A 21,226-nucleotide genomic window follows, 5' to 3' on the forward strand; every position below is an offset into this window, starting at 1 on the left:
AAGCTGAAAAACGAGGAAAAATTCCCTTTGGTTTTCAATGTTTTATCTCCTCCCTTCAATCAGACAAGAATCTGATTGACCTCCATGGGATTTATAACGTTATAAATAGATAGATCGCAAAGGAGCAAGCGATCCCATTGGGAGGATTATCATGACCATTCGCAAATTCGCCGCGCTTGCGGCGGGAACAGCCCTTCTTACCCTCGCGGCCGGCAGCAATGCCATGGCTGAAGACAGCGTTGAAGTGTTGCATTGGTGGACCTCGGGTGGCGAGGCCGCGGCGCTGAACGTTCTCAAGGAGGATCTGGAATCCAAGGGTGTTACCTGGCAGGACATGCCGGTGGCCGGTGGTGGCGGTGAGGCTGCCATGACGGCGCTGCGCGCCCGCGTCACCGCAGGCAATGCGCCGACTGCCGTGCAGATGCTCGGCTTCGACATCATCGACTGGGCCGAACAGGGCGTCGTCGCCAACCTGAACGATGTGGCCGAGGAAGAAGGCTGGGCCGATGTCGTCCCGGCAGCCCTCCAGAACTTCTCCAAATATGACGGCAACTGGATCGCCTCGCCGGTGAACGTCCACTCGACAAACTGGGTCTGGATCAACAAGGCCGCGCTTGATGCCGCCGGCGGAAAGGCACCAGAGAGCTGGGAAGAGCTCGTCGCCGTTCTCGACAAGATGAAGGAAAACGGCATCACCCCGCTCGCCCATGGCGGCCAGCCCTGGCAGGATGCCACGGTGTTCGAGGCGGTCGTTCTCTCGCTCGGCAATGATTTCTACAAGGCCGCGCTCAACGATCTCGACCCGGAGGCGCTGGGCTCCGACAAGATGAAGGAAGCCTTCGACCGCATGGCGAAGCTGCGCACCTATGTCGACGACAATTTCTCCGGCCGTGACTGGAACCTGGCTTCGGCCATGGTCATCGAAGGCACGGGCGGCATGCAGATGATGGGTGACTGGGCCAAGGGCGAGTTCCTCAAGGCCGGCAAGAAGCCGGGCGAGGATTTCGTCTGCATCCGTTTCCCCGGAACACAGGGCTCTGTCACCTTCAACTCCGACCAGTTCGTCATGTTCCAGGTTGGCGAGGACAAGCAGAAAGCCCAGAAGCTGATGGCCTCCGCCGTCATGAACCCGGAATTCCAGTCGGCCTTCAACGTGGTCAAGGGTTCGGTGCCTGCCCGCACCGACGTGCCGAATGACGCGTTTGACGATTGCGGCAAGAAGGGCATGGCCGATCTGGCCGAGGCCAATTCCGGTGGTGGCCTGTTCGGCTCCATGGCCCATGGCCACGGCGCACCGGCTGCTGTGAAGAATGCGGTGAACGACGTTGTCACCCAGCATTTCAATGGCGAGCTTACGTCTGAAGAGGCAGTCGAAGAGCTGAAGAACGCCGTCGCTGCCGCGCAGTAAAAATGCGGGGCAGAGGCCCGGCCCGGAGATTTCCGAGCCGGGCTGATCGCTCTGGCGCATTGTCATGTTCCCCTCTGCCTGCATGCAGAGGGGAAGCGATGGGCCACACCGTTGAACACGGATAACCAGCATGAACCGAAACCGCCTGCAGGAAATCATCCCGCGCCTGGTGCTCAGCCCGAGCATGGCGCTGATCCTGATCTTCGTCTACGCCTTCATCCTCTACACGCTCTACCTGTCGATGACGGATTCGCGCATGCTGCCGTCCTATGGCTTCGTCGGGTTCGAGAATTACACAAAACTGTGGGACCTGCGTCACTGGTGGCGGGCGCTGACCAATCTGGCGATCTTCGGTTCGCTTTACATCATCATCTGTTCGGTGCTCGGTCTTTTCCTGGCCATTCTTCTCGACCAGAAAATCCGTGGCGAAGGCTTTCTGCGGCCGATCTACCTTTACCCGATGGCGCTCTCCTTCATTGTCACCGGCACGGCATGGAAATGGTTTCTCGATCCCGGCATCGGGCTTGAAAATACCATGCATCAATGGGGCTGGGCGAGCTTTGAATTCGCCTGGATCAAGGATCGCACACTGGCAATATACACGGTGGTCATCGCCGCCGTCTGGCAGTCGTCCGGCTTTGTCATGGCCATGTTTCTGGCGGGCCTTCGCGGCGTCGACAGCGAGATCATCAAGGCCGCGCAGATGGATGGCGCCTCCAATGTCACCATCTATCGCCGCATCATCATTCCCATGATGCGCCCCGTCTTCCTGTCCGCCTTCGTCGTGCTCGCGCATCTGGCGATCAAGTCCTACGATCTGGTCGTGGCGTTGACGGGCGGCGGCCCCGGTCAGGCCACCGAACTGCCGGCCACCTTCATGTATTCCTACACCTTCACCCGCAACCAGATGGGCATCGGCGCATCGTCGGCCATCATCATGCTGGTGATGATCTTCTCGATCATCATTCCCTATCTTTATTCCGAGCTGAAGCCGGGGAGGCAGAGATGAGTGCCGTCAAAACAGTAGGCGCCAGCGGCAACAGGCTCGCCCGCGCCGCGATCTATTCCGTCCTGATCGTCTTTGCAGTCTATTATCTCCTGCCGCTCTACGTGATGCTGGTCAATTCGGTGAAGCCGCTCGACGAAATTCGCCAGGGAGACATGCTTTCCCTGCCAGGCGTCTTTACCTTCGAACCCTGGGCCAAGGCTTGGTCGAGCGCGCAGGTGGGCGTGCAGCCAACGGGCCTGAAACCCTATTTCTTCAACTCCATCCTGATGGTGGTGCCGGCGGTGGCCATCTCCACCATTCTGGGCGCGCTCAATGGCTATGTGCTCACCAAATGGCGCTTCCGGGGCGATGACATCATCTTCGGTCTCATTCTTCTGTCCTGCTTCATCCCGTTCCAGATCGCGCTCATTCCTGCAGCGCGTATTCTGGGTATGCTGGGCATTGCCGGCACGACACAGGGGCTGGTGCTGATCCACGTGGTTTACGGCCTCGGTTTCACCACACTCTTCTTCCGCAATTACTATGCGGCCTTCCCCACGGAGCTGATCCGGGCGGCGCAGATCGATGGCGCCGGTTTCTTCCAGATTTTCAGGCGCATTCTCCTGCCCTCCTCCGCGCCCATCATCGTGGTCACGGTCATCTGGCAGTTCACCAATATCTGGAACGACTTCCTGTTCGGCGTTTCCTTCGGCGATTTCGATTCCCAGCCGATGACGGTGGCGCTCAACAATCTCGTGTCCTCGTCGGGTGGCGTGAAGGAATATAATGTCCATTTCGCCGGCGCGATCCTCGCCGCCCTGCCCACCCTGATCGTCTACATCGTCTCCGGACGCTATTTCGTGCGCGGCCTCATGGCCGGCGCCGTCAAAGGATAAGCCCATGGCCTTTCTCAAGATCGACAACCTCAGAAAATCCTTCGGCAAGGTGGATGTGCTGAAGGGCATCGACCTCGAAATCGAAGAGGGCGGCTTCCTGGTGCTCGTCGGCCCGTCCGGCTGCGGCAAGTCCACCCTGCTCAACACCATTGCCGGGCTTGAAGCCATCACCAGTGGCTCGATCAGCATCAATGGCAAGGTGGTCAACGACCTGCACCCCTCGCAGCGCGACATTGCCATGGTGTTCCAGTCCTACGCGCTCTATCCCAACATGACAGTGGCGGAGAACATCGGCTTCGGCATGGAGATCCGCGGCACGCCCAAAACCGAGCGCGATGCCGCGATTGCCAAAGTGGCAGAGACACTTCAGATCGGCGCGCTGCTCGACCGCAAGCCGAGCCAGCTTTCCGGCGGTCAGCGTCAGCGTGTCGCCATGGGCCGGTCGCTCGTGCGCGATCCGCTGGTGTTCCTGTTCGACGAACCGCTCTCCAATCTCGACGCCAAGCTGCGTGTCGACATGCGCACTGAGATCAAGCGCCTGCACCAGCGCATGGGCACGACCATCGTCTATGTCACGCACGACCAGATCGAGGCGATGACGCTGGCCACCAGGATCGCCGTTCTCAAGGACGGCGTGCTCCAGCAGTTCGGCACGCCGGCAGAAATCTACAACCGGCCCAACAATCTCTTCGTCGCCGATTTCATGGGTTCTCCGTCGATGAACCTGATTCCCGCAAGGGTGAAAGTCGATGGCAGCGATGTCGCCATTGTCATGGAACGCGAGGATGGCGCGCCGCTCACGCTGCCCATGGCAGGCGCCAATGGCGCGCTTTCAGACCGCGACGGCAAGGAGGTGGTGTTCGGCATCCGGCCCGAAGCGCTGACGGATCTCGACAGCGCCGACCGCAATGCCAGCCATATCAGCGAGCTTGATTGCGAAATCGAGGTGATCGAGCCTGCCGGCTCCGACACCTTCGCGGTCACCCGGCTCGGCGGACGCGAGATCGTCGCCCGCCTGCGCGCCGATGCACCCATCTCCGCCGGCCAGACAGCCCGCCTCGCCTTCAATCTCGACAAGGCGGTGCTGTTCGACCCGCAGACGCAAGAGCGCATCGGGTGATCTGGTGAAGCGGGGTCGCGCAAACCACGCACCACATCAATGCAGTTGTTCCTGTCAGCCGCACCCCCGGAACGGCAATATCGCGCTACCCCTTCACCGCCCCGGCCATCATCGTGCCGCTGATTTTGCGATACATGACGAGCCCGAGCAGCATGGGCGGCAGGGCGCCGACCATCATCACCGCTGCGGCCACGCCCCATTGAACGCCGCCACCTGACGCGGCGAAAAAGAACGACGCGCCGACCGTCACCGGAACCGCCTTCGAGGTGGTCAGCATCAGGCCAAACAGGAACTCGTTCCACGCGGTGATGAAACCGAAGATCATGCTCGTCACAAGGGCCGGCCGGCAGACGGGGCCGACGATCTTGAACAGGATGCCGGTGCGGCTCACCCCGTCGATCATCGCCGCCTCGTCCAGCTCGAACGGCACGTCCGAGATGGCGTTGACGAGGATGATCAGCACCAGCGGGATGTTGACGATGGTCATCACCAGCCCCAGGCCGAAGCGCGTGTCGAGCAGGCCCATGAACTGGAACATCATGTAGATGGGGATGGCAAAGATGACGAGCGGCACCGCGCGCAGGTTCACGATCAGCGGCAGGAGCGTCTTTTCGCCGAACCGCCCGCGCACGATGGCATAGGCCGCCGGCAAGGCCAGCGCGACGGCGAGAAGCGTGCCCATTGCCGCCACGGCGAAGCTGTTGGCGAGATAGAGGAAGATGTTCAGCCTGTCGGAGACCGTTAGCACGGTCGCATAGTTTTCGAGCGTCGGTGCGTTGATCCAAAGGCCAGGATTGGTGGAGATTTCGCGTGCGCTCTTGAACGACGTCACCAGCGTGACGATGAGCGGAAAGTTCATCGCAAAGGCGGCAAGTGCGAACACCGCCCAGCGGATCGCGTTGAGCATCATCGTCTCCTGCGCCTTGCAAGGCGGTTGAGGCCGTAAAGCACGGCAAACGAAGCGGCGAACAGGATCACCGATGCCGCCACCGCCTTGCCGATGGCCGCCTGTTTGAAAAAGGCTTCATAAATGTAGATCGACAGCGACGTGGTGGAGCCCCCTGCCCCGCTTCCGGTCAGCACATAGACATTGTCGAACACGCGAAACCCGTCGATGAAACGGATCAGAAGAGCCGCCGCCAGTGTCGGCAGCATCAAGGGCAGTTCGATGCGCCAGAAGCGGGCAAGGCCCATCACCCCGTCGATGGATGCCGCCTCCCGCAGCTCTTCCGGTATCGCCTGATAGGCCATGTGAAAAAGCAGGAACGCAAACGGCGTCCATTGCAGCGTCTCGACCACAATCAGCGTCCAGAAAGCAGAGTTCGGTCCGAGAAAGGCCGGGCTGTTACCGAACCATGCCCACAGATAATGCGGCACCGGCCCGGCAAATTCATGCAGGACGAGCCGATACATCAGCCCCATCAGCGCCGGCGCCACCATCAGCGGCAGCATGAGAATGGCAATCGGCCAGCTGCGCTCCCTGAAGAGCGGCGCAAGGAAGACGGCAAGCCCCAGCCCGATCAGGCATTCGAGAATGGCCGTCAGCAGACCAAAGCGAAGCGAAAACCAGTTGGCGCGCCAGAAACCGATGTCGGTCAAAACGGCGGCAAAATTGCCGAAACCGGAAATCTCGGGGCTCCGCAGCGTCTCGAAGCTGATCTCCGACACGGAATAGATCAGGTTCACGATGGCCGGAAAGCCGAGACACACCAGCAGAAACACCATCAGCGGCGTCGCAAGCAGCGTCCATTCGAGGCGGTGTGTCGTTTCCATTGGGCTTCTTGGTCTGGTTTTCAGATCGGTTCGGCGGTTGGCGCTGCCCCTCATCCGCCTGCCGGCCCCTTCTCCCCGCTCGCGCGGAGAAGGTGAGGATGAGGGGCGAGCGTCAGCCTTACTTCAGCAAGTCCGCCATGCCCTTCTCGACATTGGCCAACGCCGTGTCGAGATCCTGCTGGCCCGACCAGTAGCCGGTGAACTCCTTCGCCTGCAATTCGTAGATCGCAAGCGCATTGGCCGATGCGCCGCCATTCATGACATAGCCATAGGCCCCGGCATATTCACCAAGCTGCACGAGATCCGGCCGCTCTTCCGCAACAGCCGAAACCGCATCCGCTGAAAGCGCCGGCGCACCGCCCGCACGGGCATAGATCAGGGCGGCCTCTTCGGTCGAGAGCCATTTCAGGAAGGCCTTCGCACCCTCTTTGTTTTCGGCACTCTTGTTGAGGCCAAGCCCCAGACCGTGAATATGCGTGGCACGGGCTTCCGGTCCGGTCGGTGGCGCAATCGTTGCCGTCACCTCGCCCACGGCGGGCGACTTTTCCGCACTGGTCAGGTCGGCTGCCGCCGCGTTCCACTGCACCATGGCCGCCACCTGGCCTGCCGCATAGGCGGCATTCGCCTCGGCAAACTCATAGGAAAGAGAATCGCGCGGCGTCGCCCCGGCATCATAGAGCTTCTTGTAGAGCTCCAGCCCCTTGCGGAATGCCTCCGAGTCGACCGTGATCTTGCCATCGGCGTCCATCCAGTCGCCGCCGTAAGAGCGCGCGGTGGACTGCCACACCATGATGTTGAAAAGCAGGTTCTTCATCTGGAGAACCGTGCCATAGCGCGTCGGGCTGTCGGGGTTCACCGCCTTGGTGAAATAGAGCGCGGTCGCCGCATAGTCGTCCCAGGTCCATTCGTCCGGGTTCTTCGGCTCCATCGCGGTGCCCAGGTGCTCCTTGCTGATTTCCGCATAGCGCGCCCTGGCGTCGTCATCGCTCATCAGCGCGTCGATCAGGTCCTTGCGATAATACATGAAGTGCAGCGAAAGGTCGGTCGGCACGCCATACTGTTTGCCGTCGAACTGCATGGTCGAAAGCACCGCATCGCCATAAAGCGCCTGCGCCTCATCCGAAAGCTCCACCGGCTCCATGAAGGGCGCGTAGCGGCCGATGGAATAGGTGGCGAGCAGGTTGAGATCGAACGCATCGGAGCCTGCGGCAAGGTCCGCCTGCAACTTGTCCCAGAAGCCGTCGCGGTTGAAGAACAGAAGCTCGACCCTGTTCTCTTCGCTCACATCGTCCTTGGCGTTATAGGCGTCGGCGGCAGCCCGCAGGGCCGTTTCTTCCGGGCCGCCCGGCCAGCCGAGCACGGTCACTTCCGCATTGGCAGCACCGGCATAAAGGCCGGCGGCGAAAACGCTGCCCAGAAGGGCGGCGGCAAATCGTGCAACAGGTTTCATCGTCATTCTCCCATTTATTGGTTTGTCTGGTTTTGGGTCTTGGTTTCACGTGCCAGGTCGGCGATCCCCACCACGCCGGCCTTGTCGCCGAGCCTCGCCGGCACAAGCCGGGGCCTCAGCCTTTCGGGAACATCGTCAAGATGCGCCTCGATGCGCGCCCGGTAGCCCGGCACCAGCCCGATACCACCGCCGATCACGATGCGCGCCGGGTCGAAGGTCAGTTTTATGTTGCGACACAGAATGGCCGCGCGCCGCGCCGAAACGTCGAGGATGGCATCAGCCCAGCCTTCACCCCGGGCAGCCGCCTCGAACACCTCACGCGCGGTCGCGCCCGGCTGATGCGCTGCCGCCTCGGCGGCGATGAAATTGCCCGAGACGTGATCCTCAAGCGCGCCGTTGAAATCCTCTCCGAGTGTAAGGCCGAAATGGCCCGCGAGCCCGGTCCGCAGCCTGCCATTCAGAACGACGCCGCCGCCAATCCCGGTGGAGATCGTCAAAAAAACGAGATCGCCCTCACCATCGCCGAAACGGTATTCGCCCCATGCGGCGGCCTGCGCATCGTTGGCGGCGATTGCCGGTTTTCCCGAGATCCCCATCACCGTCTTCAACAGTGGAAACCGGTCTGGAATGTCGAGCGTCCTGCGGTTGAGCGGCGACCAGAAACCGTCATCGACAATCCCCGTCACCGCGACGCCGACACAGTCATAAGCACCCTGCCAGTGCGCGATCTCGGCGAAAAGCGCCTCCAGCCATTCGGCAGGCCCGCCCTCACCTTTCGGGGTCGGCAGGGTCACGCTGTCGGCAACGGTTTCGCCGCGCACGAGTGCCGCCAGCATCTTCGTGCCGCCTATGTCCAGCGCCAGAACCGTTTCCGTGTCGCTCATGCGCCCGCTCCCACCGCCTCGTCCATGTCGGCACGAAACCATGAGGTCACATGTTCAGGCCGGGTGATCGCCGAGCCGACCACCACCAGCCGCGCGCCGGCCTTCAGTGCCGCAGACGCATGGTGCGGTTGGCGGATGCAGCCCTCCGCCACCACATACGGCGTCAGCGCGCGCATGGCGCTTATCAGGTCGAGATCGGGCTCCGTCGGCTCCGGCCCGCCCGTGTAGCCCGAAAGCGTCGAGCCCACCATTTCGGCTCCCTCATCCAGCGCCTGCCGGGCATCGGAAATGACGGAGCAATCGGCCATGGCAATCTTACCCGCCGCATGGATACGCTTGACGAGCACTTTCGTCGGCACCGGCCTCTCGCGCTGTGTCGCGTCATAAGCGATGACATCCGCCCCTGCCGCCGCCAGCGCCTCCACATCCTCGATCCACGGCGTGATCCGCACAGGCGAATTGCCGAGATCCCGCTTCACGAGCCCGATGATGGGGGCGTTTGTCGCTGCCCGCACGGCCTTCACATAAGGGGCAGATTCAATCCGCAATCCCTGCGCGCCGCCGGCAAGGGCGGCCAGCGCGAAAGCAACGACGATCGGCGCCGTATCCATTGGCCCGCCTGTCACCGGCTGGCAGGAAACGATCAGGCCGTTCTCGAGCGACTGAATGCTGTTCGCCACGCTTTCTCCCCCGTTTGCACAGGGCATCATAGGCAGATCAAATACCAGATAACAACCAGTTTTAAACTGGTATTATCGATGCAGCTCGATCACGAAATCATAGACGTCGCCACGATATTTGGTCTGGGTAAACTCCACGATCTGCCCGTCCTCCAGAAAACAGCGGCGCTCCACCACAAGAAGGCTGGTGTGCGGCGGCGCTTCGAGCAGGCGCGCCTCTTCCGGCGTGATCGGCGTCGACTGCATGCGCTGCACAGCGCGCACGGGCATGGCTCCGCGCGCCTCCAGCGCCTGATAAAGCGATGCGCCCACCGCTGCGGGTTTGGGCAAAAACCGCACGGGCAGAGCCGCGGTCTCGATGGCGATGGGCGTGTCGTCGGCGGTGCGGATGCGTTTCAGCCGCGCGATCTCCTCACCGCCCGAAATGCCCAGCGCCATCATCTCGGCGGGTGAAGGGCGCGCGGTTTCCTTGGAAATCCAGATACAGCCGGGCTCCAGCCCGCGCGAGCGCATGTCTTCGGAAAAGCTGGTCATGGTGGAAAGCGATTTTTCCAGCCGTGAGGAAACCACGGTCTTCGCCCCGTGCCGCCGGTGTAAAAGCCCTTCCCGTTCCAGGTCCTCGATGGCGCGGCGTATGGTGACGCGCGACATGGAAAGGGCAGCACACAGCGTGCGCTCGCTGGGGATCACCGCGCCCCGCTTCAGCCGCGAGGAATGAATGGCTTCCGCCAGCGCCATCTCGACCCTTCGATAGAGCGGTTCAGCGCTGTTGCCGCGCGCGATGTGCCCACGCATAAAGTCGAGAATTGCCGCTTCTTCCATCTGGGGTTCCTCTGCCCTGTGCTTGCCAGATGATCATGGCAAATTTTTCACAGGTTTTGAACTGGTATTATTCATTTGCTCACCTGATGCCGTCACCCCGCTGGGTGCATGAGGCCGTTGCGGTCTATGGGGTTGGCCTGTTTCCATCAGGATGAGTTGCCAAATGGCATTATCTATATTATTCAATGCCAAAAGGAGTTTTGCATGGCGCAGTTGCAGCCGGTCGATACCCGAACTCAGGAATTCCGCCCCGCACCGATAACGGATGACGAGGCAGCGGCGATGTTTCGCGCCACGGTCAATCTCTTCCGGCTGTGGGAGATCACCGACGAGCAGGCGGCCATCCTGCTCGATCTGCCATTGCGCACCTATCGGCGCTGGAAAGCGGAAGGGCCTGGCCGCATCGACCGCGATGGCCGGGCGCGGCTTTCGAACCTGATGGGCATTCACAAGGCGCTGCGTCTGATCTTCCGCGAGCCCCAGCGCGCCTATCGCTGGATCTCCCGTCCCAATGAAGCCTTCGCCGGCCACACCGCACTCGACATCATGCTGGGCGGCGAGCTCACCGATCTGATGCGCGTGCGCCGCTATCTCGATGCCGAGCGGGGTGGCTGGTGAGCGGCGAAGGCTTGCCGCCCCTCGCCTCCATCGACTGGCGTGGCGCGGTGCGCATCATCCGCAGCATCTATCCCCCGATCGATCTTTTCGAGGATATTGCAGACCCGGCCGACTGGCCTCTGCTCATCTCCGCCGAGCAGAAGACCAATCCGCGTATCATGGAAACCATCGGCAAGCTCGATCTCGTGCCGCCTGCGCGGCGCGTGTCGGGTCCGGGTGCCTCCTTTCTGATGGCGCCCTTCACCCATGTCAGTCCGGATCGGCCGAGCCGCTTCAGCGATGGGCGTTTTGGCGTCCTCTATGTGGCGGCCTCTTTCGAGACCGCGCTGTTCGAAACCATCCACCACCATGCGCGCTTCATGGCGGCAACGGGCGAGCCGGCCGGCTGGACTTCCCAGTTCCGCGAGATCGTGCTCGACGTGAAGGCAGAGCTCCACGATCTGCGTGGTGGCGGTTTTGATGCAGCACTCGCCCCCGACAACTATGCCGAGGCGCAGGCGCTTGCCCTTGCTCTGCGCGCAGCCGGCTCCGAAGGCATAGCCTACCCAAGCGTGCGCCATCCGGGCGGCGAATGTGTCGGCCTCTTTTACCCCGACAGCGCGGCCAGCCCCGTGCAGGGGCGTCACATCGACTATCACTGGAATGGCGAGCGTGTCGATTTCTACCGCGATGCCGGCAGTGGTGCGGTGTTCCGGATCGTTTGAAAAGTACGCAAAAATGTCTTACATCTTGCAGGATCAAATGCCCTGCAAGGGTCAGGACCCTAGGGACGTGCCATGCCGCGAATGCAAAACCAGAAAGAAGAGTCGATCACCTTCCGCATTGATGGTGAGACGAAGAATGCGCTTGCGCGTCTTGCCAGAAAAGACCGGAAATCTCTCGGTGCGCTGATGCGCGGTCTCGCTCTTGAGAAGATCGAACAGGACAGGCGCCGCCGGTTTGAGGAGGAGGCCGCGCGGCAGGCACGTGAAGCCGCCGCTGCCAGCCGGGTCTCGTCCGACGAGGCGGCGGTCATGCGTGAGCTGGAAGACGATCTATCTTCCTTTGGTGACGAATGGAAATAAGGCGCGGGGATCTGGTGACCATCGCTGTCGCCGGCGATTATGGCAAGCCGCGCCCCGCGCTTGTCGTGCAGGACGATGCCTTTGCCGAATTGCCGTCTGTGGTGGTTTTGCGGATCACCAGCGATGTGCATGAATGGCCGCTTTTCCGCATCACCGTCGCGCCCTCGCAGGAAAACGGCCTCAGGGCCGTCTCGCAGATCATGGTCGACAAGCCCGCGGCCGTGCCGGTGGCGAAGCTCGGACGCCGCATAGGTCATATCGAGACACCATTGCTGGCGGAGGTGGATCAGGCGCTTGCGCGTTTTCTGGGGGTATAACCCCCTCTCCCCTCACCCGTTGCGAAAGGCATAGCTGTAGCCGTTGATGGCCGGCACGCCACCGAGATGCGCATAGAGCACTTTCGAACCTTCGGGAAAGAAACCCTTCTTCACCAGGTCGATCATGCCCTGCATGGATTTGCCCTCATAGACCGGGTCGGTCATCATGCCTTCAAGCCGCGCGCACAGGCGGATGGCGTCCTTCGTTTCCTCCGAAGGCACGCCATAGGCGGGGTAGGCGTAATCCTCGATCAGCACCAGATCGTCGTCGGCAATCTCGCGGCCGAGCTCCACCAGGTTTGCCGTGTTGCGCGCGATCTCCAGCACCTGCGCGCGGGTCTGGTCCGGTGTGCCGGATGCATCGATGCCGATCACCTTGCGCGCCCGCCCGTCAGCGGCAAACCCGACCAGCATGCCGGCATGGGTGGAGCCCGTCACGGTGCAGACGACGATATAGTCGAAGGTGAAGCCGAGTTCTTTCTCCTGCGCGCGCACCTCTTCGGCAAAACCCACATAGCCGAGGCCGCCATATTTATGCACCGAGGCGCCGGCGGGAATCGCATAGGGCTTCCCGCCTTTCGCTTCCACGTCCTTCAAGGCGTTTTCCCAGCTCTCGCGGATGCCGATGTCGAATCCCTGATCCACCATCTCCACGTCTGCACCCATCACGCGGCTTAAGAGAATATTGCCGACCCGGTCGTAGACGGCATCTTCATGCGGCACCCAGCTTTCCTGCACCAGTCGGCATTTGAACCCGATTTTCGCTGCCGTCGCCGCCACCATCCGCGTGTGGTTCGATTGAACGCCGCCGATGGAAACCAGCGTGTCGGCACCCGAAGCAATCGCATCGGGCACGATGTATTCCAGCTTGCGCAGCTTGTTTCCGCCGAAGGCGAGGCCGGAATTGCAGTCCTCCCGCTTGGCATAAAGCGAAACTCCGCCGCCGAGATGGGCTGAAAGGCGCTCCAGTTTCTCAATGGGCGTGGGGCCGAAAGTGAGTGGATAGCGTTCGAATTTCTCCAGCATGGCAGGCCTTTTCAGTGATGTCTGGTTTGTGGCAAGCCTAGCCGAGAAGTTGCGGAATGTGCTTTCAGATTTAAGCGCCAGATTGCTTATGGAAAACAAGTATGACCTGGTAGCTGACCCGTTTTCTGAATCAATGGGATTTTAAATGGAAGAATCTTCCACCGAGAACAATCTTGACCGCACCGACATGCGCATTCTCCGGCATCTCCAGCGCGATGGCCGGCTGAGCAATGCCGATCTGGCAAAGCTTGTCGGCGTCAGTGCCGCCACCTGCCACCGCCGCACCGAGCGGCTTTTCAGGGAGGGCTATGTGCGCGGCGTTCATGCGGCGGTCGCTCCGCAGTCGGTCGGGCGCGGGGCTCTGGTCATGGTCGGTGTGGTTCTCGACCGTTCCACGCCGGAGAGCTTTTCCGCCTTCGAAGCGGCGATCCGCAAATTGCCCTTCATTCTCGACTGCCATCTGGTGGCTGGCGATTTCGACTATTTTCTCAAGATCCGGGTGCGCGACATGGCCGATTTCAACCGGCTGCATGGCAGCCAGCTGATCGCCCTGCCCGGCGTGCGTCAGACGCGCACCTTCTTCGTGATGAAGGAAGTGGTGGACGGCGCTGAACTCGATTTCTGAGCGCCCCGCCGTCCGTATCGTACCTATCGGCTTTTCAGCACGTCCACGATGGCCGCACCGACATCCTTGAGCGCCCCATTGCGCGTTTCAAAATCCACATCCGTGTCGGAAACGAAGATCGAGACGAGGAAGGGTGCGCGGCCGGGCGGCGTCACCATGGCAACGAGGTTGCGCGTGTGGCTTCCCGCGCCGGACTTGTCGGAGATCGCCCAGTCTTTCGGCAGGGAGGCGCGCATCAGGGCGTCAGTCACGCCGCCATGGCTCATCCATTCGATGAGTTGCGTGCGCGAGGCGGGTTTCAGCACATCGCCCAGGAGCAGGGCATGCCAGGTTTCGGTCATGGCTGCGGGCGTTGTCGTGTCGCGCGGGTCACCGGGCGCAAAGGCGTTGAGCTTCGGCTCCAGCCGGTCAAGACGGCTGACGGGATCGCCGATGCTGCGCAGGAAGGCGGTGACCGCCGCCGTTCCGCCAAGCCGCCCGATCAGAAGGTTCGCTGCCGCATTGTCGCTTATGTCCAGTGTGGCAAGGCAGAGATCTGCGATCGACATGGTCTTGCCCACGTGTTTCTGCGTCACCGGCGAATAGGAAACGATATCGAACTGGCGAATGGGCAGGGCGTCTTCGAGAGCGAGCGCCCCGGCATCAGCCTTCGCAAGCACGCCGCCGCAAATCAGCGCCTTCACCGTGCTGTTCATCAGAAAGCGCTCCTCCGCGCGGTGGCTCCAGCTCCAGTCCGAACCGGTGTCGCGGATCATGATGCCCACTCGTGCGCCGAGCGCGGATTCAATTCGCTCGACTGTCTGGGAGAGCTTGGCGTGGCTCTCGTCTGCGCTGGCGGAGCCCAAAAGCGACAGGCCGAGCGCGAGCCCTGCCGCGAAGCGCGACAGAACAGATGTCAGTTTACGCATGTCTTGTTCCTTGTTCATGCCGGCTGGCGTTTGCCTGTCAGCCGGCGGAGATGCCCCGCAATGCCCTTGCATGACATCAGTCAATGTCATGACAATCCTATATTTCGGCTTGCGTTCGCGCCGCAAACGACAAATGATCAGGGGCATCATTAGATAAAGTAATGTCAATGGACAGAGCCGATATTCCGCTCAATGCGCTGCGCGTGTTCGAGGTCGCCATGCGGCAGGGCAGTTTCACCAGGGCGGCGGAGGAGCTGCGGGTCACGCAGGCCGCTGTCAGCCACCAGATCGCCCGGCTGGAGGATAGGCTCGGTGTCGCCCTGTTCCTGCGGGCGTCCGGCGGGCTAGTGCCGACCGATGAGGGGCGCCTCCTCTATCCCGTGCTGGAACACGGGCTCGACGGCTTTGCCCGCACGCTGTCCCGCATCACGGGGCGGCGCGATGTGGAGCTCCTGAAGATCGGCGTGAACACCACCTTCGCGCTCGGCTGGCTGTTGCCCAGGCTTGCCGCCTTCGAGAACGCCCATCCGGAGGTCGACCTGCGCATCTCTACAAACAACAACCGCGTCGACATTCTGCGTGAAGGGCTCGACATGGCGATCCGCTTTGGCAATGGAAGCTGGACCGGAAACGATGCGGTCCCGCTTGTGACTGCACCCATGGCGCCGCTCTGCGCACCGTCCCTCGCGCTGCGTCTATCGGAACCTGCCGATCTGGCCCAGATGGTTCTCTTAAGAAGTTATCGCAGTGCCGAATGGCCGGGCTGGTTCGAGGCGGCCGGTGCGCCCTGCCCGCCTGTCACCGGCCCGGTGCTGGACTCGTCCATCGCCTTGGCACAGCTTGCCGCTGAAGGCGCGGGTGTCGCGCTTCTGCCGGTTGCCATGTTTGCCCGCCAGATCGCCGAGGGACGGTTGACCCAGCCCTTTGGCACCACGGTCTCTGCCGGACGTTATTACCTCACCTGGCACTCGGACCGGCCTCAGACCAGCGCAATGGCGCGTTTCCGGCAATGGATCATCACCGAGACCTCCCGCGCCACCTGACCCTCAGGGTCACCGCCCCTCATAGCGCGGCGTCCGCCGCTCGATCCACGCACCGAGCCCCTCATGCACGTCGCGGGTGGCTGCCATTCTGGCAAACTGTTCACTCTCGATCTGCAGGCCCTCCGCGATGGTGGTGTTGAGCCCGCGCGTCACCGCATGGAGAATTCGCGCGCTCGCCAGCGGGGAATGACGCGTGATGCGTCCGGCGAGTTCGAAGGCGGCATCGAGAAGTTTTCCATGCGGCACAACCCGGTTGACGATGCCCATCTCGCATGCGCGCTCCGGGCTGAAAGGATCGCCCGTCAGCAGATATTCGAGTGCCCGCTTGCGTCCGGCCAGTCTTGGCAGGCGCTGCGTGCCGCCGAAGGTAGGCGGAATGCCGATGTTGATCTCCGGCTTGGCAAAGAGTGCCCGCTCGCTCGCGATTGCCAGATGCACGGCCTCGGTGATCTCGCAGCCGCCGCCGAAGGCAAGCCCGTTCACCGCCGCGATGATGGGCTTCGGAAACGCCTCCATGCGCGACGTCATCGCCTGCCCGCGCCGCACGAAATCGCGCACCGCCACATCCACGCCGTCCTTGATGCTTCGCGTAAATTCATGGATGTCGCCCCCGGCTGAAAAGGCGCGGTCGCCGGCGCCTGTAAGGATCACCGCCTTGATGGTCTCGTCCTGCTCGATCAGGTCGAGCAGCTCCATCAGCCTGTCATTGGTCGCGTAATTAAGGGCGTTGAGCTTTTGTGGCCGGTTGAGCGTCAGCAGCGCGATCTGGCTGCGCTTCTCAAAAAGCACTGTGCTGGTCGACATGTCATCCTCCGATGCCTTTGCAGAAACATGCATCGGGGCTAACATCAGATTCGAATTCAATAAACTCACTAGTGAGTATAGATTGCCATGCCGAGAGATGCCGCACAAACCCGGGAAAAGATCGTCAGGACAGCCAGCCGCCTGTTTTATGGCAAGGGCGTTCGCGCCGTCAGCATGGATACGGTGGCCGAGAAGGCGGGCCTCACCAAGAAGACGCTCTATTATCATTTCCGCAGCAAGGACGATCTGGTCACCGCCTGTCTCGCCTCTCGCGACCAGCCCAATCTTGACCTCTTCGCCAGATGGTTTGCGCAAGCGGAGGGACCGCTTCCCGAGCGCATTCGCGCCATCTTCGAAAACATCGCCAAGGGTGCAGCAAGCCGCCGCTGGAAGGGCTGCGGATTTCTGCGCACGGCGGCCGAGCTGGTCGAGACACCGGGTCACCCGGCGGTGAAGCAGGCCTCGGCCCACAAGAAGCGGCTTGAGGTCTGGCTTGCCGGGGTGATCGCCGCCGAACACCCCGACCACGCGCCGCAGCTCGCGCGCCATGTCCTTCTTCTGCTCGACGGCGCCTTTTCCACCATGCTCGTGCATCACGACACGGCCTATATCCGTAGCGCCGGCGAAGCGGCTGCGGCGTTGCTGCGCGGAAAGGGTTTTATGTCAGCCGCGTCAGAAGCCCCGCCATGAGCTGCGCGCGCTCCACCAGGCTGTCCGTCTCGATATATTCGCCAAGCGTGTGCAGTCCCGCCCCGCGCACGCCGATGGAATCGAGCGTGGGAATGCCAAGCGCGCCGGTGAAATTGCCATCCGAGCCGCCGCCGGCGCTGGCATGGGTCAGCTCGAAGCCGATTTCGCCGGCAATGCCGCGCGCCAGTTCATAAACCGCCATCGTGCCCGCATCTGGCTCCCAGACCGGCCGCGTCACGCCGCGCGTCACCTCGATCACCACGTCGTTTTCCTCGCCCGAAAGCGCCAGCATGCGCTCCACGCCATGGTCGAGATCGGCCTGGCGCTTGGCCATGGAAAGCACCTCCGCATCGCAGGTGGACGACACGCAGTTCACCCATTGCCCGGCATGGATCACCCCCACCGAGAAGGTGCAGTCCTCGCCGGTCATGCTTTCGATCTCCAGCACTTTGCGCGCCATGGCGGCGATGGCGGATCGGCCATCCTTGAGCGCCCAGCCGGCATGGCTTGGCCGGCCCGCCGTCTTCACGTTGAAGCGCGCGATGGCATAGCGGCCCGTCACCGCGCCGCCGTCGGGGCGCGCGGGTTCGGGCACAAGCACCACCTTGTTCTTGCGCGCCTCCATCTCGATCAGCTCGCGCGTCGAGGGCGTTCCCACCTCCTCGTCGGGCGTGAACAGAACGGTGATCGGCAGCGGCGTCTCGATGTCGGCGCGGATCAGCTGCCGGATCGCCTCGAGGCTCACATAATTGCCGCCCTTCATGTCCTGAATGCCGGGGCCGTAGCAGCGTCCGTCCTCGATGCGCCACGGATTCTTCTCCAGCGTGCCGATAGGATGCACCGTGTCGAGATGGCCGGAGATGAGAATGCCCGGCTTGCCGAAATCCTTGTGCGGAAAGCGCGCCCGCACGGAGCCGCCAAAGCCCATTCGTCCCGGAATGCGCTCGATCTCCGCGCCGATTGCGGCGAGTTCATAGGCCGCAAGATCCATCATGCGGTCCACGGCGGCCGCGTCGAATGTGGGGCTTTCGCAGAGGATCCAGGGCTTGAGCCCGGCCAGCATGGTGTCCGTATCGAACGGCAGGTCCTTGATGTTCATGATGTGTGTCCTGTCTGGCTCAGAGCGGAAGGCGTTTTTCGACGATCCGCGCCATGATGCTCGCGCCCACGGGCAGCATGTCGTCGTCGAGAATGAAGCCGGGATTGTGCACCGGGATCGAGCCCTTGTGCCCAAGCGTGCAATAGGCGCCGGGCACGGCCTTGAGCATGTCGGCGAAATCCTCGCTGCCGGTGACCAGTTCTTTTGTAATGGTCGCGTTTTCCTCGCCGACGATCTCCGCCGCCGCCTCGCGATAGGCCTCCGAAAGGTCGGCATCGTTCATGAGAACGTCGAAGACGGGCCGCAGATCCGGCACGATCTCCACCTCATAGCTCGCCGCAAAGCCGGCGCAGAGCTTTGCCACCCGGTCGTGAATCAGGTCGCGCACCTCGTCGGAGAAGTAGCGGATCGTGCCGGAGATCACCGCCTTGTCTGGCACCACATTATAGGCCGAGCCGGAATGGATCTGCGTCACCGAAAGCACCGCCGGCTGTGTCGGCTGCACATTGCGGCTGACGATCGATTGCAGGTTCTGCACCAGCGCCGTGGCAATCACGATCGGGTCCCGCGCGTGATGCGGCATCGCGCCGTGGCTGCCGACGCCATTGATGGTGATGTCGAAGAAGGTCGCCCCTGCCATGGCGGGGCCCGGCTTGACACCGAACTTGTTCGGCTCCGCAAGCGGGTTGTTGTGCATGCCATAGACTTCGTCACACGGAAACTTGTCGAACAGCCCTTCGGCCAGCATGGCGCGCGCGCCGCCCAGCCCCTCTTCCGCCGGCTGGAAGATCATGATGGCGCGGCCTGCAAAGTCCCGGGTCTCGGCCAGATAGCGCGCCGCGCCCAGGAGCATGGTCGTGTGGCTGTCATGCCCGCAGCCATGAAACGCGCCGGGGTTCTTCGAGGCGTAGGGCAGATTGGTCATCTCGTCCATGGGAAGCGCGTCCATGTCGGCCCGCACGCCAACCGAGCGGCTGCCTTCCTTCCTGCCCTTGATCACGCCGATCACCCCGGTCTTGCCGAGCCCGGTATGAACCTCGTCCACGCCCCATTTTTTCAGAAGCGCGGCGACAATGCCGGAGGTGCGCACTTCCTCGAAACCGATTTCGGGGTGCTGATGAAAGTCGCGGCGAATTTCAGTGAGTTCATCCGCGTAATCGGCGATTTTGGGTAGTACGGGCATGATGGTCTCCGGTGTTGAACAGTAATTGGCGGGCAAGGCGCATGCCCCTCATCCGCCTGCCGGCACCTTCTACCCGCCTGCGGGGAGAAGGGCGAGGTGGGGAAGCGGGCACGCAGCGGTTCGAAGGCGGGGAAGCGGCTGCGGCATCGGTCACGAAACACGCCTCACACACTTTCCAGCTCACGAAAATTGGCGAAGTCCCACTGGCGCCCCGGCGCCGCTTCGATCAGCGCCCGGGTATAGGCATGCTTTGGTGCGGCGAGCACATTTGCGGCACTGTCATGCTCGACCACGCGGCCACGCTGCATCACCACGACCTCGTCGCAGATCTGTGCTGCAACGCGCAGATCATGGGTGATGAACAGAATGGCGATGCCGAGTTTCTGCTGAAGCTCGTCCAGCAGGTCGAGCACCTGCGCCTGGACCGAGACATCGAGCGCTGAAACCGCTTCATCGGCCACCAGCACATCCGGCTCCATGGCGATGGCGCGGGCAATGGCGACACGCTGGCGCTGGCCGCCCGAAAACTGGTGCGGATAGCGGTCCACCGCATCGTCGGGCAGGCCCACCAGCTTCAGGAGTTCGCGAGCCCGCGCAAGTGCCGCCTTTTTGTCCGTCCCCATGTTGAGCGGCCCTTCCACAAGACTTCGCCCGATCGTCCAGCGCGGGTTGAGCGAGCGGAAGGGGTCCTGAAACACGATCTGGATGTGGCGGCGCAGCGGCCTGAGCGCGCGGCGCGTGAGCGTGGCGATCTCCCGGTCTGCCACCCGGATTTCCCCTTCAGTCGGGTCGATCAGCCGCATGATGCAGCGCGCGACTGTGGACTTGCCAGAGCCGCTCTCCCCGACAATGCCGAGCGTGCGCCCGCGCGGAATGGCGAAGTTCACATCGGTTGCGGCTTTCGTGGGCTCCGTGCGTTTGAAGACGCCGTGCGCGCCATAGATCTTTTGCAGGCCGTTGACCGAGAGCACGGGTGCGCCTCCTGGCGTATCACGTGCGGCGCGCGGGGTCAGGCTCGGCACGGCCTGAAGAAGCTCGCGCGTATACTCTTCGCGCGGCCGGCGCAGGAGTTCTTCGACAGGTGCCTGCTCGACGATCCGGCCGAGCTTCATGACATTCACCGTGTCGGCAATCTCCGCCACCACGCCCATGTCATGCGTGATGAAGAGCACGGCGGTTCCATGTTTCTCCTGCAATTCGGCGATCAGGCTCAAAATCTGCTGTTGCGTCGTCACGTCGAGCGCGGTCGTCGGCTCGTCGGCGATCAGAAGCTGCGGTTCGAGGATCAGCGCCATGGCGATCATGATGCGCTGGCGCTGGCCGCCGGAAAGCTGGTGCGGATAGGAGCGGTAGATGCGCTCCACATCGGGCAGATGCACCTGGTTCATGATGTCGAGCACGCGCGCCTTTTTCTCCTTGGTGGAGAGTTTGGTGTGCGTGTTGAGCACTTCCTCGATCTGCTCGCCCACGCGCATCACCGGGTTGAGCGCGGTCATCGGTTCCTGGAAGATCATGGAGATCTTCCGGGCGCGCATGTCTCGCATGGCCTGCGGGCCGAGTTCGAGCAGGTTCTTGCCCTCAAGCCCGATCCGGCCGCCGGTCGCCTCCAGTGCGCCACGCGGCAAAAGCCCCATGACGGAGAGCGATGTCACGGATTTACCCGAGCCGGATTCACCGACAAGGCAAACCGTTTCGCCCTGCCTGATCGTGAGCGACACCCGGTCGAGCACGGGTGCGGCCTTCTCGTTTCCGGCCAGGCGCACGGTCAGGTTTTCGATTTCCAGAACGCTCGGCACATCGTCGAAAGTGCGGGTCTTGAATTTCATGG

Annotated in this window: 23 protein-coding genes; 11 read left to right on the top strand and 12 right to left on the bottom strand. The window is 62.3% G+C overall.

What is annotated here, in order from left to right; translation table 11 throughout:
• The first annotated feature begins 151 nt into the window (after positions 1 to 151).
• From P2W41_RS20525 to P2W41_RS20540, 4 genes are all read left to right on the top strand, one after another.
• The gene (locus tag P2W41_RS20525) at positions 152 to 1,408 is read left to right on the top strand and encodes an ABC transporter substrate-binding protein (RefSeq protein WP_404935141.1); all 1,257 of its coding nucleotides are present in this window, start codon (positions 152 to 154) and stop codon (positions 1,406 to 1,408) included.
• Between the two features lie 130 nt (positions 1,409 to 1,538).
• Complete coding sequence (locus P2W41_RS20530; RefSeq protein ID WP_404935142.1) at positions 1,539 to 2,417, top strand: carbohydrate ABC transporter permease; 879 nt, start codon at positions 1,539 to 1,541, stop codon at positions 2,415 to 2,417.
• Complete coding sequence (locus P2W41_RS20535) at positions 2,414 to 3,292, top strand: carbohydrate ABC transporter permease (protein ID WP_404935143.1); 879 nt, start codon at positions 2,414 to 2,416, stop codon at positions 3,290 to 3,292. Before P2W41_RS20530 ends, P2W41_RS20535 begins: the two co-directional genes overlap by 4 nt.
• 4 nt (positions 3,293 to 3,296) lie before the next feature.
• Complete coding sequence (locus P2W41_RS20540; RefSeq protein WP_404935144.1) at positions 3,297 to 4,412, top strand: ABC transporter ATP-binding protein; 1,116 nt, start codon at positions 3,297 to 3,299, stop codon at positions 4,410 to 4,412.
• A gap of 85 nt (positions 4,413 to 4,497) precedes the next feature.
• Here P2W41_RS20540 and P2W41_RS20545 read toward each other — a convergent pair whose 3' ends face one another.
• The 6 genes from P2W41_RS20545 to P2W41_RS20570 form a co-directional block, all read right to left on the bottom strand.
• Entirely contained in the window at positions 4,498 to 5,319 is an 822-nt protein-coding gene (locus P2W41_RS20545) for a carbohydrate ABC transporter permease (protein WP_336071275.1), read from the bottom strand.
• Positions 5,319 to 6,185 carry a carbohydrate ABC transporter permease gene (locus P2W41_RS20550; protein ID WP_404935145.1) on the bottom strand — a complete coding sequence of 289 codons (867 nt, stop codon included), beginning with the start codon at positions 6,183 to 6,185 and terminating at the stop codon, positions 5,319 to 5,321. The genes P2W41_RS20545 and P2W41_RS20550 overlap by 1 nt, the downstream gene beginning before the upstream one ends.
• A 118-nt stretch (positions 6,186 to 6,303) precedes the next feature.
• Positions 6,304 to 7,635, bottom strand: a complete 1,332-nt coding sequence (locus tag P2W41_RS20555; protein WP_404935146.1) for an extracellular solute-binding protein — start codon at positions 7,633 to 7,635, stop codon at positions 6,304 to 6,306.
• 14 nt (positions 7,636 to 7,649) lie between these two features.
• Entirely contained in the window at positions 7,650 to 8,519 is an 870-nt protein-coding gene (locus P2W41_RS20560) for an ROK family protein (RefSeq protein ID WP_404935147.1), read from the bottom strand.
• Positions 8,516 to 9,199: an N-acetylmannosamine-6-phosphate 2-epimerase gene (locus P2W41_RS20565; protein WP_404935148.1), complete on the bottom strand. Its 684-nt coding sequence runs from the start codon at positions 9,197 to 9,199 to the stop codon at positions 8,516 to 8,518. Before P2W41_RS20565 ends, P2W41_RS20560 begins: the two co-directional genes overlap by 4 nt.
• Before the next feature lie 72 nt (positions 9,200 to 9,271).
• Entirely contained in the window at positions 9,272 to 10,021 is a 750-nt protein-coding gene (locus tag P2W41_RS20570) for a GntR family transcriptional regulator (protein WP_404935149.1), read from the bottom strand.
• A gap of 204 nt (positions 10,022 to 10,225) precedes the next feature.
• Here P2W41_RS20570 and P2W41_RS20575 point away from each other — a divergent pair, with 204 nt between their 5' ends.
• The 4 genes from P2W41_RS20575 (at position 10,226) to P2W41_RS20590 (ending at position 12,020) form a co-directional block, all read left to right on the top strand.
• A complete protein-coding gene (locus P2W41_RS20575) occupies positions 10,226 to 10,639 on the top strand; it encodes an MbcA/ParS/Xre antitoxin family protein (protein WP_404935150.1) in 414 nt (137 codons plus the stop codon).
• Positions 10,636 to 11,343: an RES family NAD+ phosphorylase gene (locus tag P2W41_RS20580; RefSeq protein WP_404935151.1), complete on the top strand. Its 708-nt coding sequence runs from the start codon at positions 10,636 to 10,638 to the stop codon at positions 11,341 to 11,343. The genes P2W41_RS20575 and P2W41_RS20580 overlap by 4 nt, the downstream gene beginning before the upstream one ends.
• Before the next feature lie 72 nt (positions 11,344 to 11,415).
• The gene (locus tag P2W41_RS20585) at positions 11,416 to 11,703 is read left to right on the top strand and encodes a hypothetical protein (RefSeq protein ID WP_025031291.1); all 288 of its coding nucleotides are present in this window, start codon (positions 11,416 to 11,418) and stop codon (positions 11,701 to 11,703) included.
• Positions 11,694 to 12,020, top strand: coding sequence for a type II toxin-antitoxin system PemK/MazF family toxin (locus P2W41_RS20590; RefSeq protein ID WP_086008133.1), 327 nt, complete (start codon positions 11,694 to 11,696; stop codon positions 12,018 to 12,020). The genes P2W41_RS20585 and P2W41_RS20590 overlap by 10 nt, the downstream gene beginning before the upstream one ends.
• 12 nt (positions 12,021 to 12,032) lie before the next feature.
• On the opposite strand, the gene P2W41_RS20595 is transcribed toward P2W41_RS20590, so the two are convergent.
• The gene (locus P2W41_RS20595; RefSeq protein ID WP_404935152.1) at positions 12,033 to 13,046 is read right to left on the bottom strand and encodes a 1-aminocyclopropane-1-carboxylate deaminase; all 1,014 of its coding nucleotides are present in this window, start codon (positions 13,044 to 13,046) and stop codon (positions 12,033 to 12,035) included.
• A 145-nt stretch (positions 13,047 to 13,191) separates the two neighbouring features.
• On the opposite strand from P2W41_RS20595, the gene P2W41_RS20600 reads away from it, so the two are divergent.
• On the top strand, positions 13,192 to 13,671 hold the full coding sequence (locus P2W41_RS20600; RefSeq protein ID WP_404935153.1) for an Lrp/AsnC family transcriptional regulator: 480 nt from the start codon (positions 13,192 to 13,194) through the stop codon (positions 13,669 to 13,671).
• A 23-nt stretch (positions 13,672 to 13,694) separates the two neighbouring features.
• Here P2W41_RS20600 and bla read toward each other — a convergent pair whose 3' ends face one another.
• On the bottom strand, positions 13,695 to 14,579 hold the full coding sequence (bla, locus tag P2W41_RS20605) for a class A beta-lactamase (RefSeq protein WP_404935154.1): 885 nt from the start codon (positions 14,577 to 14,579) through the stop codon (positions 13,695 to 13,697).
• A gap of 167 nt (positions 14,580 to 14,746) precedes the next feature.
• Here bla and P2W41_RS20610 point away from each other — a divergent pair, with 167 nt between their 5' ends.
• A complete protein-coding gene (locus P2W41_RS20610) occupies positions 14,747 to 15,622 on the top strand; it encodes a LysR family transcriptional regulator (RefSeq protein ID WP_404935155.1) in 876 nt (291 codons plus the stop codon).
• 9 nt (positions 15,623 to 15,631) lie between these two features.
• On the opposite strand, the gene P2W41_RS20615 is transcribed toward P2W41_RS20610, so the two are convergent.
• Positions 15,632 to 16,426 (bottom strand): crotonase/enoyl-CoA hydratase family protein, encoded by a 795-nt coding sequence (locus P2W41_RS20615; protein WP_404935156.1) that lies wholly within the window; start codon positions 16,424 to 16,426, stop codon positions 15,632 to 15,634.
• An 87-nt stretch (positions 16,427 to 16,513) separates the two neighbouring features.
• Between P2W41_RS20615 and P2W41_RS20620 the strand changes: the two genes are divergently transcribed.
• Positions 16,514 to 17,116 carry a TetR/AcrR family transcriptional regulator gene (locus P2W41_RS20620; RefSeq protein WP_404935157.1) on the top strand — a complete coding sequence of 201 codons (603 nt, stop codon included), beginning with the start codon at positions 16,514 to 16,516 and terminating at the stop codon, positions 17,114 to 17,116.
• On the opposite strand, the gene P2W41_RS20625 is transcribed toward P2W41_RS20620, so the two are convergent.
• From P2W41_RS20625 to P2W41_RS20635, 3 genes are all read right to left on the bottom strand, one after another.
• Entirely contained in the window at positions 17,085 to 18,215 is a 1,131-nt protein-coding gene (locus P2W41_RS20625) for a M20/M25/M40 family metallo-hydrolase (RefSeq protein ID WP_404935158.1), read from the bottom strand. The genes P2W41_RS20620 and P2W41_RS20625 overlap by 32 nt on opposite strands.
• Before the next feature lie 19 nt (positions 18,216 to 18,234).
• The gene (locus tag P2W41_RS20630) at positions 18,235 to 19,398 is read right to left on the bottom strand and encodes a M20 aminoacylase family protein (protein WP_404935159.1); all 1,164 of its coding nucleotides are present in this window, start codon (positions 19,396 to 19,398) and stop codon (positions 18,235 to 18,237) included.
• Between the two features lie 164 nt (positions 19,399 to 19,562).
• Positions 19,563 to 21,224: an ABC transporter ATP-binding protein gene (locus P2W41_RS20635; RefSeq protein WP_404935160.1), complete on the bottom strand. Its 1,662-nt coding sequence runs from the start codon at positions 21,222 to 21,224 to the stop codon at positions 19,563 to 19,565.
• Positions 21,225 to 21,226: the final 2 nt, after the last annotated feature.

This window comes from Nitratireductor sp. L15S-10, assembly GCF_045011005.1.
Taxonomy (GTDB): domain Bacteria; phylum Pseudomonadota; class Alphaproteobacteria; order Rhizobiales; family Rhizobiaceae; genus Nitratireductor.

Excerpts from the sequence above, each read along its gene's own strand:
- P2W41_RS20525 (WP_404935141.1), top strand. The coding sequence starts at position 152 with ATGACCATTCGCAAATTCGCCGCGCTTGCGGCGGGAACAGCCCTTCTT.
- P2W41_RS20530 (WP_404935142.1), top strand. The coding sequence starts at position 1,539 with ATGAACCGAAACCGCCTGCAGGAAATCATCCCGCGCCTGGTGCTCAGC.
- P2W41_RS20535 (WP_404935143.1), top strand. The coding sequence starts at position 2,414 with ATGAGTGCCGTCAAAACAGTAGGCGCCAGCGGCAACAGGCTCGCCCGC.
- P2W41_RS20540 (WP_404935144.1), top strand. The coding sequence starts at position 3,297 with ATGGCCTTTCTCAAGATCGACAACCTCAGAAAATCCTTCGGCAAGGTG.
- P2W41_RS20545 (WP_336071275.1), bottom strand. The coding sequence starts at position 5,319 with ATGCTCAACGCGATCCGCTGGGCGGTGTTCGCACTTGCCGCCTTTGCG.
- P2W41_RS20550 (WP_404935145.1), bottom strand. The coding sequence starts at position 6,185 with ATGGAAACGACACACCGCCTCGAATGGACGCTGCTTGCGACGCCGCTG.
- P2W41_RS20555 (WP_404935146.1), bottom strand. The coding sequence starts at position 7,635 with ATGAAACCTGTTGCACGATTTGCCGCCGCCCTTCTGGGCAGCGTTTTC.
- P2W41_RS20560 (WP_404935147.1), bottom strand. The coding sequence starts at position 8,519 with ATGAGCGACACGGAAACGGTTCTGGCGCTGGACATAGGCGGCACGAAG.
- P2W41_RS20570 (WP_404935149.1), bottom strand. The coding sequence starts at position 10,021 with ATGGAAGAAGCGGCAATTCTCGACTTTATGCGTGGGCACATCGCGCGC.
- P2W41_RS20575 (WP_404935150.1), top strand. The coding sequence starts at position 10,226 with ATGGCGCAGTTGCAGCCGGTCGATACCCGAACTCAGGAATTCCGCCCC.
- P2W41_RS20585 (WP_025031291.1), top strand. The coding sequence starts at position 11,416 with ATGCCGCGAATGCAAAACCAGAAAGAAGAGTCGATCACCTTCCGCATT.
- P2W41_RS20590 (WP_086008133.1), top strand. The coding sequence starts at position 11,694 with ATGGAAATAAGGCGCGGGGATCTGGTGACCATCGCTGTCGCCGGCGAT.
- P2W41_RS20595 (WP_404935152.1), bottom strand. The coding sequence starts at position 13,046 with ATGCTGGAGAAATTCGAACGCTATCCACTCACTTTCGGCCCCACGCCC.
- P2W41_RS20600 (WP_404935153.1), top strand. The coding sequence starts at position 13,192 with ATGGAAGAATCTTCCACCGAGAACAATCTTGACCGCACCGACATGCGC.
- bla (WP_404935154.1), bottom strand. The coding sequence starts at position 14,579 with ATGCGTAAACTGACATCTGTTCTGTCGCGCTTCGCGGCAGGGCTCGCG.
- P2W41_RS20610 (WP_404935155.1), top strand. The coding sequence starts at position 14,747 with ATGGACAGAGCCGATATTCCGCTCAATGCGCTGCGCGTGTTCGAGGTC.
- P2W41_RS20615 (WP_404935156.1), bottom strand. The coding sequence starts at position 16,426 with ATGTCGACCAGCACAGTGCTTTTTGAGAAGCGCAGCCAGATCGCGCTG.
- P2W41_RS20620 (WP_404935157.1), top strand. The coding sequence starts at position 16,514 with ATGCCGAGAGATGCCGCACAAACCCGGGAAAAGATCGTCAGGACAGCC.
- P2W41_RS20625 (WP_404935158.1), bottom strand. The coding sequence starts at position 18,215 with ATGAACATCAAGGACCTGCCGTTCGATACGGACACCATGCTGGCCGGG.
- P2W41_RS20630 (WP_404935159.1), bottom strand. The coding sequence starts at position 19,398 with ATGCCCGTACTACCCAAAATCGCCGATTACGCGGATGAACTCACTGAA.
- P2W41_RS20635 (WP_404935160.1), bottom strand. The coding sequence starts at position 21,224 with ATGAAATTCAAGACCCGCACTTTCGACGATGTGCCGAGCGTTCTGGAA.